Genomic DNA, 12,766 nt, shown 5'->3' with positions numbered 1-12,766 from the left:
GAACGCAAGCCGTAAACGGCTCGCCAAGAATTTTTAAAAAATACGCCGCAGGAGAGATTCGCAATGGCTCAGCAGGGCAGTGGTTATCAGGCTCGCTATAAACGCATTCTACTCAAGCTCAGCGGCGAGGCCCTGATGGGCTCGGAAGAGTTCGGGATCGACCCCAAGGTGCTTGACCGCATGGCGCTGGAAGTCGGCCAATTGGTCGGTATCGGTGTGCAGGTCGGCCTGGTGATCGGCGGCGGCAATCTGTTCCGCGGCGCGGCACTGAGTGCGGCCGGTATGGATCGGGTCACTGGCGACCACATGGGCATGCTGGCCACTGTGATGAACGCCCTGGCCATGCGCGACGCCCTGGAGCGTGCCAATATCTCGGCCATCGTGATGTCGGCTATCTCCATGGTTGGCGTGACCGATCACTACGATCGCCGCAAAGCCATGCGCCACCTGAACTCCAAGGAAGTGGTGATCTTTGCCGCTGGCACAGGCAACCCGTTCTTCACCACGGATTCGGCGGCGTGCCTGCGCGCTATCGAAATCGATGCCGACGTGGTGCTCAAAGCCACCAAGGTAGATGGCGTATACACTGCAGACCCATTCAAAGACCCGCATGCCGAGAAGTTCGATCATCTGACCTACGATGAAGTGCTGGATCGCAAGCTGGGTGTGATGGACCTGACTGCTATCTGCCTGTGCCGCGACCACAAGATGCCGCTGCGCGTATTTAACATGAACAAGCCCGGCGCCCTGCTGAATATCGTACACGGCGGCGCGGAAGGGACTCTGATCGAGGAAGGCCAACAATGATCAATGAAATCAAGAAAGACGCCCAGGCGCGTATGCAGAAATCCCTGGAATCCCTGAGCCATGCATTTGGTCAGATCCGTACCGGCAAGGCGCACCCGAGCATCCTGGGCAGCGTGATGGTGCCTTACTACGGTTCCGGCACCCCGCTCAGCGGCGTGGCCAACGTGACCGTGAAGGACTCGCGCACCCTGCAAGTCGTGGCCTTCGAGCGCAACATGCTCGCGGCAGTCGACAAGGCGATCCAGAGCGCCGGTCTGAACCTCAACCCGACCAACCTCGGCGAGTTGTTGTTGATCTCCATGCCAGCCCTGACCGAAGAAACCCGCAAGGGCTTCACCAAGCAGGCGCGCAGTGCCGCTGAAGATGCGCGCGTTGCCGTGCGTAACATCCGTCGCGATGCGTTGGGTGACCTGAAGAAGCTGGTCAAGGACAAGGAAATCAGCGAAGACGAAGAGCGTCGTGCCGTTGCTGATATCGACAAGTTGACCAAGGACGCCGAAGCCAAGATCACCCAGGCTACCGAAGAAAAAGAAAAGGACCTGATGGCCGTATAAGGGGTCAGGACGCCTTTATGGAAAAGACCAAGCAGACTGTGCCCTCCGTGGTGCCGCGCCATGTCGCGATCATCATGGATGGGAATAATCGCTGGGCGAAAAAACGCTTTATGCCGGGTGTTGCCGGGCATAAAGCGGGTGTTGACGCGGTAAGGGCGGTGATTGAGGTGTGCGCCGAGGCCAAGGTCGAAGTGTTGACCTTGTTCGCCTTTTCCAGTGAGAACTGGCAGCGGCCCGCCGACGAAGTCAGTGCCTTGATGGACCTGTTTTTCAAGGCGCTGCGTCGTGAGGCCAAGCGCCTCAATGACAACAACATCAGTCTGCGCATCATTGGTGATCGCTCGCGGTTCCACCCGGAACTGCAAGTGGCCATGCGCGAAGCCGAGGCTATCACCGCAGGCAGTAATCGTTTTGTGCTGCAGATCGCAGCCAATTACGGCGGCCAGTGGGATATCGCCCAGGCTGCGCAACGGCTTGCCCGCGAAGTGCAGGCCGGCCATCTGCGCCCCGACGACATCACGCCCGAACTGTTGCAAACCTGCCTGGTGACCGGCGACCTGCCGTTGCCGGACTTGTGTATCCGTACCGGTGGTGAGCATCGCATCAGCAATTTCCTGTTGTGGCAGCTAGCCTATACCGAGTTGTACTTCTCCGACCTGTTCTGGCCGGACTTCAAACACGATGCCATGCGCAATGCGCTGGCCGATTTCGCTTCCCGTCAGCGTCGTTTCGGTAAAACGAGCGAGCAGATCGAAGCTGGAGCCCGGGTTTAAATGCTTAAACAACGAATCATCACGGCGCTGATCCTGCTGCCGATTGCCTTGTGCGGTTTCTTCCTGCTTGAAGGGTCCGGCTTTGCGCTGTTTATCGGTCTGGTCGTGAGCCTGGGTGCCTGGGAATGGGCGCGCCTGGCAGGCTTCGGCAACCAGTTGCCGCGTGTGGCGTACGCCGCAGTGGTCGCGGTGTTGTTGTTCCTGATGTACATCCTGCCGGACATCGCACCCTGGGTATTGGGGGCGGCGGTGCTGTGGTGGGCGTTGGCAACATTCCTGGTGCTGACTTACCCACGCACCAGCGGTCAATGGTCCAGCGTGGCCTGCAAGCTGGTGATCGGCTTGCTGATCCTGCTGCCGGCCTGGCAAGGGCTGGTGGAAATCAAGCGCTACCCCATCGGTAATGAATTGATCCTGGCCGTGATGGTGCTGGTATGGGGGGCCGATATCGGCGCCTACTTCTCTGGTCGCGCATTTGGCAAGCGCAAGTTGGCTCCGGCCGTCAGCCCGGGCAAGAGCTGGGAAGGCGCATACGGTGGCCTGGCCTTGACGCTGCTGATCACGCTGGTGGTCGGTTTGGTGCGTGACTGGTCGGTGAAAGAGGTTCTACTGGCCTTGCTGGGCACCGCTATCGTCGTGTTTATCTCGGTGGTGGGTGACCTCACCGAGAGCATGTTCAAGCGCCAGGCCGGGATCAAGGACAGCAGTAACCTGCTGCCGGGTCATGGTGGCGTGCTGGATCGCATCGACAGCCTCACTGCCGCGCTGCCGATCTTCGCGGTGTTGCTGTGGATGATCGCTTCGTGAACGGCCTGCAGCAGGTTACCGTACTGGGCGCGACCGGCTCCGTCGGGCTGAGTACGCTGGATGTCATCGCTCGTCACCCGGATCGTTACCAGGTTTTCGCCCTGACCGGCTTCACGCGTTTGCGCGAATTGCTGGCCTTGTGCGTGCGCCACTCACCGCGCTTTGCTGTAGTGCCTGAGGCCGCGGCGGCCCGTGGGCTGCAGGATGATCTGCGGGCTGCGGGGTTGACCACCCAGGTGCTGGTCGGGGAAGCGGGGTTGTGCCAGGTGGCGGCCGACGCCGATGTGGATACCGTGGTGGCGGCGATTGTCGGCGCGGCGGGGGTGCGTCCTACCCTGGCGGCAGTCGATGCCGGCAAGAAAATTCTGCTGGCCAATAAAGAAGCCCTGGTCATGTCTGGCGCACTCTTCATGCAAGCCGTGCGCAAGAGTGGGGCGGTCCTGCTGCCGCTGGACAGCGAGCACAACGCAATCTTCCAGTGCATGCCCGGGGATTTCGCCCGCGGCTTGAGCCAGGTCGGTGTGCGTCGGATTCTGCTGACGGCTTCCGGTGGTCCCTTCCGGCAGACTCCGCTGGCTGAGCTTGAGCATGTGTCTCCCGATCAGGCCTGCGCTCATCCGAACTGGTCCATGGGGCGCAAGATTTCCGTGGATTCGGCGAGCATGATGAACAAAGGCCTGGAGCTGATCGAGGCGTGCTGGTTGTTCGATGCACGGCCTGATCAGGTCGAGGTGGTGATTCACCCGCAAAGCGTGATCCACTCCCTGGTCGATTACGTGGACGGTTCAGTGTTGGCGCAGTTGGGCAACCCGGATATGCGCACGCCGATCGCCAATGCCTTGGCCTGGCCGGAGCGGATCGATTCCGGCGTAGCGCCCCTGGACCTGTTTGCGATTGCGCGCCTGGACTTCGAAGCCCCGGACGAGCAGCGTTTTCCGTGCCTGCGCCTGGCGCGGCAAGCGGCCGAGGCGGGTAACAGCGCGCCGGCCATGCTCAATGCGGCCAATGAAGTGGCCGTGGCGGCGTTTCTCGAACGGCGCATCCGCTTTCCGCAGATCGCGAGTATCATCGAGGACGTCCTGAATCTTGAGCCAGTCGTGGCTGTAAATGACCTGGGAGCGGTATTTGAGGCTGATACCAAGGCCCGAGCCTTGGCCCAGCAATGGCTGGATCGCGACACACGTTAGGGTGGGCGCGTTTGAGCCTCCAGGCATCGGATTGAAATGCGGAGAAATTAGATGAGTGCGCTCTACATGATTGTCGGCACCCTGGTTGCTCTGGGTGTGCTGGTTACCTTCCACGAATTCGGCCACTTCTGGGTGGCGCGTCGTTGCGGCGTCAAGGTATTGCGCTTTTCCGTTGGTTTCGGCATGCCATTGTTGCGCTGGCATGATCGTCGTGGCACCGAGTTCGTGATTGCCGCTATCCCGTTGGGTGGCTACGTCAAGATGCTCGATGAGCGCGAAGGTGAAGTGCCGGCTGATCAATTGGATCAGTCTTTCAATCGCAAGACCGTTCGTCAGCGTATCGCAATTGTTGCAGCGGGCCCGATCGCCAACTTCCTGTTGGCAATGGTGTTCTTCTGGGTTCTGGCCATGATGGGCAGCCAGCAGGTGCGCCCGGTCATCGGTGCAGTCGAGGCGGACAGCATCGCGTCCAGGGCCGGCTTGGTGGCAGGGCAGGAAATTGTTTCCATTGATGGCGAGCCGACCACCGGTTGGGGCGCGGTCAATTTGCAGTTGGTGCGCCGCCTGGGTGAAAGCGGCACCGTCAATGTGGTGGTGCGTGACCAGGATTCCAGTGCCGAAACCCCGCGGGCGTTGGCTCTGGACCACTGGCTCAAGGGCGCCGATGAGCCTGATCCGATCAAATCCCTGGGGATTCGTCCTTGGCGTCCGGCCTTGCCGCCGGTACTGGCTGAGCTGGATCCGAAAGGTCCGGCCCAGGCCGCAGGCCTGAAAACCGGTGATCGCCTGCTGGCCCTCGATGGCCAGGCGCTGGGTGACTGGCAGCAAGTGGTCGACCTGGTACGTGTGCGTCCTGATACCAGAATTGTGCTGAAAGTTGAGCGCGAGGGTGCTCAAATCGATGTTCCCGTGACCTTGTCGGTTCGCGGGGAGGCCAAGGCGGCCGGGGGTTACCTGGGTGCCGGGGTCAAAGGTGTCGAATGGCCGCTATCGATGGTTCGAGAGGTCAGCTTCGGGCCTTTGGCCGCGATTGGCGAGGGTGCGAAACGCACCTGGACCATGAGCGTACTGACCCTCGAATCCCTCAAGAAAATGTTGTTCGGTGAGCTCTCGGTAAAAAACTTGAGTGGACCGATAACCATTGCTAAAGTGGCGGGCGCTTCTGCCCAGTCGGGTGTCGCGGATTTCCTGAATTTCCTGGCTTATCTGAGTATTAGCCTTGGGGTTCTGAATTTGCTGCCCATTCCAGTATTGGATGGGGGGCATCTGCTGTTTTATCTGGTCGAGTGGGTGCGTGGTCGCCCCTTGTCGGATCGGGTGCAGGGTTGGGGGATACAGATCGGTATCAGTTTGGTGGTCGGGGTGATGTTGTTAGCTCTGGTCAACGATCTGGGACGACTGTAACGCTTCGCTGAATTGCGAATCTGCCGCATTTTGCGGCAGTTTGTTTATTGCCAGTTGGAATAAGAAAGGACTTCATGAAACGTCTGCTGCTAACTGCGGTTCTCACCGTATTGATGATCGCCGAAGTTCACGCCGAGTCCTTCACCATCTCCGATATTCGCGTCAACGGCCTCCAGCGGGTTTCCGCGGGTAGCGTCTTTGGTGCCTTGCCGTTGAACGTCGGGGAACAGGCGGATGATCGTCGCCTGGTGGAATCCACTCGTGCGCTGTTCAAAACCGGGTTCTTTCAAGATATCCAACTGGGTCGCGAAGGCAACGTCCTGGTCATCACGGTCGTCGAACGACCTTCCGTTGCGAGTATCGCGATCGAAGGTAACAAGGCCATCTCCACTGAAGACCTGATGAAGGGCCTGAAGCAATCCGGCCTGGCCGAAGGCGAGATCTTCCAGCGCGCGACCCTTGAGGGTGTGCGTAACGAACTGCAACGCCAGTACGTTGCCCAGGGCCGCTACTCCGCGACCGTGGAAACCGAAGTGATCCCGCAGCCTCGTAACCGTGTGGGCCTCAAGGTCAACATCAACGAAGGTACCGTCGCGGCCATTCAGCACATCAACGTGGTGGGCAACACCAAATTCGCTGATGACGACCTGATCGACCTGTTCGAGCTCAAGACCACCAACTGGCTGTCGTTCTTCAAGAACGATGACAAATACGCCCGTGAAAAACTTTCCGGTGACCTTGAACGCCTGCGCTCCTACTACCTGGACCGTGGCTACATCAACATGGACATCGCTTCGACCCAGGTGTCCATCACCCCGGACAAGAAGCACGTCTATATCACCGTGAACGTCAACGAAGGCGAGAAGTACAAGGTTCGTGACGTCAAGCTCAGCGGCGACCTGAAAGTCCCTGAGGACCAGGTCAAGTCCCTGCTGCTGGTGCAGAAGGATCAGGTGTTCTCGCGCAAGCTGATGACCACTACCTCCGAACTGATCACTCGCCGCCTGGGTAACGAAGGCTATACCTTCGCCAACGTCAACGGCGTGCCGACCCCGAATGATGAAGATCACACGGTAGACATCACCTTCGTCGTCGATCCTGGCAAGCGCGCCTACGTAAACCGCATCAACTTCCGTGGCAACACCAAGTCTGCGGACGAAGTGCTGCGTCGTGAAATGCGTCAGATGGAAGGTGGCTGGGCTTCGACCTACCTGATCGACCAGTCCAAGACCCGTCTTGAGCGTCTGGGCTTCTTCAAGGAAGTCAACGTCGAAACCCCGGCCGTACCGGGTGTGGATGACCAGGTTGACGTGAACTACGCCGTTGAAGAGCAAGCTTCGGGCTCGATCACCGCCAGCGTCGGTTTCGCACAGAGCGCCGGCCTGATCCTGGGTGGCTCGATCACCCAGAACAACTTCCTCGGTACCGGTAACAAGGTTTCCATCGGCCTGACCCGAAGCGAATACCAGAGCCGCTATAACTTCGGTTATGTCGACCCCTACTGGACAGCTGACGGTGTGAGCCTGGGCTATAACGCCTTCTACCGCACCACCGACTACAAAGACCTCGACGTCGACGTTGCAAGCTATGCGATCGACAGCCTGGGTGTGGGCGCAAACATCGGTTACCCGATCAGCGAAACCTCGCGCCTGACCTTCGGCATCACCGCGCAACAGGACGAGATCAAGACCGGTGTATATACCGTGGACGAGATCTTCGACTTCACTCGTCGTGAAGGTGACAAGTTCCTGAACTTCAAGGCATCTGCCGGCTGGTCCGAGTCGACCTTGAACAAAGGTGTACTGGCAACCCGTGGTCATTCCCAGAGCCTGACTGCGGAAGTCACCACACCGGGCAGCGACCTGTCGTTCTTCAAGCTCGACTACCGCGGCCAGTTGTTCCAGCCGTTGAGCGATAACTACACCATGCGCCTGCACACAGAGCTGGGTTATGGCGACGGTTATGGTTCCACTGATGGCTTGCCGTTCTATGAGAACTACTACGCCGGCGGTTTCAACTCGGTACGTGGCTTCAAGGACAGTACTTTGGGCCCGCGTGGTACGCCAAGCCGTGGTTTTGCTGACACCGGTAACGTCGGAACTCGACGTGACGACGACAACGACCCGCTGCCATTCGGTGGTAACGTGCTGATCCAGGGTGGTGCAGAGATCCTGTTCCCGCTGCCATTCGTCAAGGACCAGCGTTCGCTGCGCACCTCAGTCTTCTGGGACGTGGGTAACGTGTTCGACTCCAAGTGTGAACAAGTCACCAACCCGAACGGTTCGCGGTCCAACACCCAATGCAACGACGTGAGCCTCAGCAACCTGGCGAGCTCCGTGGGCGTGGGTGTGACCTGGGTGACTGCGCTGGGCCCGTTGAGCTTTGCGCTGGCCATGCCGATCAAGAAACCGGATAACGCTGAAACCCAGATTTTCCAATTCTCCCTCGGCCAGACGTTCTAAGCGTCTGACCCAAGATAACGACAACGGATTCTGTAGGAGTACATCGTGCGTAAGTTGACTCAATTGGTCTTGCTGGCCACTGTGCTGGTAACCACCCCGGCCTTCGCCGAAATGAAAATCGCCGTCCTGAACTATCAGATGGCCCTGCTGGAATCCGACGCGGCCAAGAAGTACGCCGTGGATGCCGAGAAGAAATTCGGTCCGCAACTGACCAAGCTCAAAACCTTGGAAAGCAGCGCCAAGGGCATCCAGGATCGTCTGGTAGCCGGTGGCGACAAGATGCAGCAAGGCGAGCGCGAGCGTCTGGAGCTTGAATTCAAGCAAAAGGCCCGTGACTACCAGTTCCAGTCCAAGGAGCTGAACGAAGCCAAGGCTGTTGCCGACCGTGAAATGCTCAAGCAGCTCAAGCCCAAGCTCGACAGCGCCGTGGAAGAAGTCATCAAGAAGGGTGCCTTTGACCTGGTGTTCGAGCGCGGCGCCGTGATTGACGTCAAGCCTCAATACGACATCACCCGTCAGGTGATCGAGCGCATGAACCAGCTGAAGTAAGCCATGACCGCGACTATCAAACTCGGCGAGTTGGCCGAGTTCCTGGGAGCCACCTTGCGTGGCTCCCCGGAGAAAGAAATCACTGGGCTAGCCACCTTGCAGGAGGCTGGCCCAGCTCAGTTGAGCTTCCTCGCAAATCCCCAATACCGTAAATACCTGGTTGATTGCCAGGCCGCAGCCGTGTTGCTGAAGGCCGCTGACGCTGAAGGGTTTATCGGGGATGCGCTGGTGGTGGCCGACCCGTACCTGTCGTACGCCAAGGCGTCACACCTGTTCGATCCCAAGCCGAAAGCGGCCGGTGGCATTCACCCATCTGCGGTAATTGCCGATGATGCCCAGGTTGACCCTGCGGCCAGCATCGGGGCGTTTGCAGTGATCGAGAGCGGGGCGCGTATTGGTGCAGGTGTCACCGTGGGCGCCCACTGCTTTATCGGCGCACGCTGTGAAATCGGTGCCAATGGTTGGCTGGCCCCACGTGTAACCCTCTACCACGATGTGCGTATTGGTCAGCGTGTGGTCATTCAGTCCGGCGCTGTTATCGGCGGCGAAGGCTTTGGCTTTGCCAACGCCAAAGGTGTCTGGCACAAGATTGCCCAGGTCGGCGGCGTATTGATCGGCGACGATGTGGAGATCGGTGTAAACACTGCGGTGGATCGCGGGGCTTTGGCCGATACGGTGATCGGTAACGGCGTGAAGCTCGACAACCAGATCCAGATCGCCCACAACGTGCAGATTGGCGATCACACCGCCATGGCTGCGTGCGTGGGTATTTCCGGCAGCACCAAAATCGGCAAGCATTGCATGCTCGCCGGCGGCGTCGGGCTGGTGGGGCATATCGATATTTGCGACAACGTCTTTATCACCGGCATGACCATGGTGACTCACTCGATTACCGAGCCGGGGGCCTATTCTTCCGGTACCGCCATGCAACCTGCGGCTGAATGGCGCAAGAGTGCGGCGCGTTTGAGGAAGATCGACGACATGGCACGACGTATCAAACAGCTGGAAAAGCGTGTTGGGGACGTGACCCCTGGCGGTAATGCTTCATCTGAAGGCTGATACCATTTCCATATCAAGTGTGCACAGCCGCTAGACTGCCTCCTTGATTTGCTAGCGGGGCGTGCGCTTAGTTCGCCCGCCCCCAATCTTTATTACAGGCTTCCCCCCGAAATGATGGACATCAACGAGATTCGCGAATACCTGCCTCACCGTTACCCGTTCCTGCTGGTGGACCGCGTAGTGGACCTCAATGTCGAGGAAAAGCGCATTCGTGCCTACAAGAATGTCAGCATCAACGAACCATTCTTCAACGGTCACTTCCCAGCGCATCCCATCATGCCGGGCGTGTTGATCATCGAAGCGATGGCCCAGGCTGCCGGTATCCTTGGTTTCAAAATGCTCGACCTCAAGCCTGCCGACGGCACGCTTTATTATTTCGTGGGCTCCGACAAGCTGCGTTTTCGCAACCCGGTCACCCCGGGTGACCAGTTGATCCTGGAAGCCAGGTTCATCAGCTGCAAGCGCCAGATCTGGAAGTTCGAATGCCAGGCCTCGGTAGATGGCAAGCCGGTGTGCTCTGCCGAGATCATCTGTGCGGAACGCAAACTATGAGTTTGATTGACCCTCGCGCAATCATCGATCCGTCGGCCGTACTGGCCGCCGACGTTGAGGTCGGCCCCTGGTCGATCGTCGGCGCAGGTGTGGAAATCGGCGAGGGGACTGTCATCGGGCCACACGTGATCCTTAAAGGTCCGACCCGTATTGGCAAACACAATCGTATCTACCAGTTTTCCTCGGTAGGCGAAGACACCCCGGACATGAAGTACAAGGGTGAAGAAACACGCCTGGTAATCGGTGACCACAACATCATCCGTGAAGGCGTCACCATTCACCGCGGCACCGTACAGGATCGCGCTGAAACCACTTTGGGTGATCACAACCTGGTCATGGCCTATGCGCACATCGGCCATGACAGCGTGATCGGCAACCATTGCATCCTGGTCAACAACACTGCGTTGGCAGGCCATGTGCACGTTGACGACTGGGCGATCCTGTCCGGTTTCACCCTGGTGCATCAGTACTGCCATATCGGCGCCCACAGCTTTTCCGGCATGGGCACCGCCATTGGCAAGGATGTGCCTGCATTCGTGACGGTGTTCGGCAACCCTGCCGAGGCTCGCAGCATGAACTTCGAAGGCATGCGCCGCCGCGGTTTCAGCGAAGAGGCGATCCACGCTCTGCGCCGTGCCTACAAGACGGTTTACCGTCAGGGGCTGACGGTTGAGCAGGCGCTGACCGAACTGACCGAGCCGGCAACCCTGTTTCCGGAAGTCGCGGTGTTCCGTGACTCGATCCAGGCGTCGACTCGCGGCATCACTCGCTGATCATGGCCAATCTGCGTATTGCACTCGTGGCCGGTGAAGCGTCCGGCGATATTCTGGGTGCTGGCCTGATGCGAGCCCTCAAGGCCCAGCATCCTGCGGTGGAGTTTATCGGTGTGGGTGGGCCGCTGATGCAGGCCGAAGGGCTTGCCTCCTACTTCCCCATGGAGCGGCTGTCGGTCATGGGGTTGGTGGAGGTGTTGGGACGCCTGCGTGAGCTGCTCGCTCGCCGCAAGCTGTTGATCAAGACGCTGATCGATGAAAAGCCTGACGTCTTTATCGGCATCGATGCACCGGATTTCACGCTCAATATCGAACTCAAATTGCGTCAGGCCGGGATCAAGACCGTGCACTACGTCAGCCCATCCGTATGGGCGTGGCGGCAGAAGCGCGTGTTGAAGATCCGCGAAGGCTGCGACCTGATGTTGACCCTGTTGCCGTTCGAAGCCAGGTTCTACGAAGAGAAGGGCGTACCGGTGCGGTTTGTCGGCCATACCCTGGCCGATGCCATTCCGTTGCAAGCCGATCGTGCTGCCGCGCGTGCCGAGCTGGGTTTGCCCGACGGCCCGTTGGTGGCGTTGATGCCGGGCAGTCGTGGCGGAGAGGTAGGGCGTCTGGGTGCGCTGTTTTTTGATGCCGCCGAACGTCTGCAGGCACAAAAGCCGGGGGTTCGCTTCGTGCTGCCGTGTGCCAGCCCGCAACGCCGCGCACAGATCGAGACCCTGCTGGAAGGTCGCAACCTGCCGCTGACCCTGCTTGACGGCCAGTCCCATCTGGCTCTGGCAGCCTGCGATGCGGTGTTGATTGCGTCGGGCACTGCCACCCTTGAAGCCTTGCTGTACAAGCGGCCAATGGTTGTAGCCTATCGCCTGGCGCCGCTGACCTTCTGGATTCTCAAGCGCATGGTCAAGAGCCCTTATATCTCCCTGCCCAACCTGCTGGCCCAGCGCCTGCTGGTGCCAGAGTTGTTGCAGGACGATGCAACGCCTGAAGCGCTTGCGCAGACCCTACTGCCCTTGATTGACGGCGGCGAAGAGCAGACCCGTGGTTTCGACGACATTCATCGCACGTTGCGTCGTGATGCCTCGAACCAGGCGGCCGACGCCGTGTTGACCTTGATCGGCCATAAACAGGAAGCCTTATGACCACGCAAATGGGGCTGGATTTCAGCCTGGTTGCCCAAGCTCACGAACTGGTGGCCGGTGTTGACGAAGTAGGACGCGGCCCGCTGTGTGGCGCAGTGGTCACGGCGGCGGTAATCCTAGATCCGAACCGCCCGATCCTGGGCCTCAATGATTCGAAAAAGCTTACCGAGGCCCGTCGCGAAAAGCTCTATGACGAGATCTGTGAAAAGGCCCTGAGTTGGCATATCGCTCGCGCTGAAGTCGAGGAAATCGACAAACTTAATATCCTCCATGCAACCATGTTAGCCATGCAGCGTGCTGTTGAAGGGCTGCATATCACCCCGAAAATGGCGATGATCGATGGCAACCGTTGCCCGAAGCTTGCGATGCCGTCGGAAGCGGTGGTCAAGGGCGATAGCAAGGTTCCAGCCATTGCCGCCGCCTCGATCCTGGCCAAGGTCAGCCGTGACCGTGAAATGGCTGCGTTCGAACTGATCTACCCCGGCTACGGGATTGGCGGCCATAAAGGCTACCCGACGCCCGTTCATCTGGAAGCTCTGGCTCGGCTGGGCCCGACCCCGATCCATCGCCGCTCGTTTGCCCCGGTACGCCTGGCTTATGAGGCCCGCGAAAGTCTGATCGAGGTTTAGCAGCAAGGCTGATGTTTTTACCAAGGCCCGGTACAATCCGGGCCTTGTTGTTTTCATGTATCAAGACA

13 protein-coding genes are annotated in these 12,766 nt (G+C 59.2%); all 13 read left to right on the top strand.

Translation table 11 applies throughout. From position 1 onward, the window contains the following. The first annotated feature begins 63 nt into the window (after positions 1-63). The 13 genes from pyrH (at position 64) to rnhB (ending at position 12,698) form a co-directional block, all read left to right on the top strand. Positions 64-807, top strand: a complete 744-nt coding sequence (pyrH, locus tag E4O98_RS05265; protein ID WP_003189161.1) for a UMP kinase — start codon at positions 64-66, stop codon at positions 805-807. Beyond that, complete coding sequence (gene frr / locus E4O98_RS05260; RefSeq protein WP_248134362.1) at positions 804-1,361, top strand: ribosome recycling factor; 558 nt, start codon at positions 804-806, stop codon at positions 1,359-1,361. Before pyrH ends, frr begins: the two co-directional genes overlap by 4 nt. A 17-nt stretch (positions 1,362-1,378) precedes the next feature. Continuing rightward, positions 1,379-2,134, top strand: a complete 756-nt coding sequence (uppS, locus tag E4O98_RS05255) for a polyprenyl diphosphate synthase (protein WP_032877375.1) — start codon at positions 1,379-1,381, stop codon at positions 2,132-2,134. Continuing rightward, positions 2,135-2,941, top strand: a complete 807-nt coding sequence (locus E4O98_RS05250) for a phosphatidate cytidylyltransferase (protein ID WP_248134360.1) — start codon at positions 2,135-2,137, stop codon at positions 2,939-2,941. Then, positions 2,938-4,128, top strand: a complete 1,191-nt coding sequence (gene ispC / locus E4O98_RS05245; RefSeq protein WP_248134488.1) for a 1-deoxy-D-xylulose-5-phosphate reductoisomerase — start codon at positions 2,938-2,940, stop codon at positions 4,126-4,128. The genes E4O98_RS05250 and ispC overlap by 4 nt, the downstream gene beginning before the upstream one ends. Before the next feature lie 51 nt (positions 4,129-4,179). Beyond that, entirely contained in the window at positions 4,180-5,532 is a 1,353-nt protein-coding gene (gene rseP, locus E4O98_RS05240; protein ID WP_248134358.1) for a sigma E protease regulator RseP, read from the top strand. A gap of 74 nt (positions 5,533-5,606) precedes the next feature. Then, positions 5,607-7,994 (top strand): outer membrane protein assembly factor BamA, encoded by a 2,388-nt coding sequence (gene bamA / locus E4O98_RS05235; RefSeq protein WP_032877372.1) that lies wholly within the window; start codon positions 5,607-5,609, stop codon positions 7,992-7,994. Positions 7,995-8,039: 45 nt separating this feature from the next. Next, positions 8,040-8,543, top strand: a complete 504-nt coding sequence (locus tag E4O98_RS05230) for an OmpH family outer membrane protein (RefSeq protein WP_003172279.1) — start codon at positions 8,040-8,042, stop codon at positions 8,541-8,543. 3 nt (positions 8,544-8,546) lie between these two features. Further along, on the top strand, positions 8,547-9,602 hold the full coding sequence (gene lpxD, locus E4O98_RS05225; protein WP_005785724.1) for a UDP-3-O-(3-hydroxymyristoyl)glucosamine N-acyltransferase: 1,056 nt from the start codon (positions 8,547-8,549) through the stop codon (positions 9,600-9,602). A 111-nt stretch (positions 9,603-9,713) separates the two neighbouring features. Then, a complete protein-coding gene (gene fabZ / locus E4O98_RS05220) occupies positions 9,714-10,154 on the top strand; it encodes a 3-hydroxyacyl-ACP dehydratase FabZ (protein WP_005785726.1) in 441 nt (146 codons plus the stop codon). Then, the gene (gene lpxA / locus E4O98_RS05215; RefSeq protein ID WP_005785728.1) at positions 10,151-10,927 is read left to right on the top strand and encodes an acyl-ACP--UDP-N-acetylglucosamine O-acyltransferase; all 777 of its coding nucleotides are present in this window, start codon (positions 10,151-10,153) and stop codon (positions 10,925-10,927) included. Before fabZ ends, lpxA begins: the two co-directional genes overlap by 4 nt. A 2-nt stretch (positions 10,928-10,929) precedes the next feature. After that, a complete protein-coding gene (gene lpxB / locus E4O98_RS05210; protein ID WP_032877371.1) occupies positions 10,930-12,069 on the top strand; it encodes a lipid-A-disaccharide synthase in 1,140 nt (379 codons plus the stop codon). Continuing rightward, the gene (gene rnhB, locus E4O98_RS05205; RefSeq protein ID WP_032877370.1) at positions 12,066-12,698 is read left to right on the top strand and encodes a ribonuclease HII; all 633 of its coding nucleotides are present in this window, start codon (positions 12,066-12,068) and stop codon (positions 12,696-12,698) included. The genes lpxB and rnhB overlap by 4 nt, the downstream gene beginning before the upstream one ends. The last annotated feature ends 68 nt before the right edge of the window (positions 12,699-12,766 follow it).

This window comes from Pseudomonas sp. W2Jun17 (assembly GCF_023127795.1).
GTDB classification, from domain to species: domain Bacteria; phylum Pseudomonadota; class Gammaproteobacteria; order Pseudomonadales; family Pseudomonadaceae; genus Aquipseudomonas; species Aquipseudomonas synxantha_A.
The sequence above is the reverse complement of the archived record's forward strand: the minus strand, read 5'-3'. Positions and strand labels throughout refer to the sequence as shown.

Bases quoted from the DNA above. Each gene is read 5' to 3' on its own strand.
- lpxB (WP_032877371.1), top strand. From the start codon at position 10,930: ATGGCCAATCTGCGTATTGCACTCGTGGCCGGTGAAGCGTCCGGCGAT.
- E4O98_RS05250 (WP_248134360.1), top strand. From the start codon at position 2,135: ATGCTTAAACAACGAATCATCACGGCGCTGATCCTGCTGCCGATTGCC.
- pyrH (WP_003189161.1), top strand. From the start codon at position 64: ATGGCTCAGCAGGGCAGTGGTTATCAGGCTCGCTATAAACGCATTCTA.
- rnhB (WP_032877370.1), top strand. From the start codon at position 12,066: ATGACCACGCAAATGGGGCTGGATTTCAGCCTGGTTGCCCAAGCTCAC.
- bamA (WP_032877372.1), top strand. From the start codon at position 5,607: ATGAAACGTCTGCTGCTAACTGCGGTTCTCACCGTATTGATGATCGCC.
- lpxA (WP_005785728.1), top strand. From the start codon at position 10,151: ATGAGTTTGATTGACCCTCGCGCAATCATCGATCCGTCGGCCGTACTG.
- lpxD (WP_005785724.1), top strand. From the start codon at position 8,547: ATGACCGCGACTATCAAACTCGGCGAGTTGGCCGAGTTCCTGGGAGCC.
- rseP (WP_248134358.1), top strand. From the start codon at position 4,180: ATGAGTGCGCTCTACATGATTGTCGGCACCCTGGTTGCTCTGGGTGTG.
- uppS (WP_032877375.1), top strand. From the start codon at position 1,379: ATGGAAAAGACCAAGCAGACTGTGCCCTCCGTGGTGCCGCGCCATGTC.
- frr (WP_248134362.1), top strand. From the start codon at position 804: ATGATCAATGAAATCAAGAAAGACGCCCAGGCGCGTATGCAGAAATCC.
- fabZ (WP_005785726.1), top strand. From the start codon at position 9,714: ATGATGGACATCAACGAGATTCGCGAATACCTGCCTCACCGTTACCCG.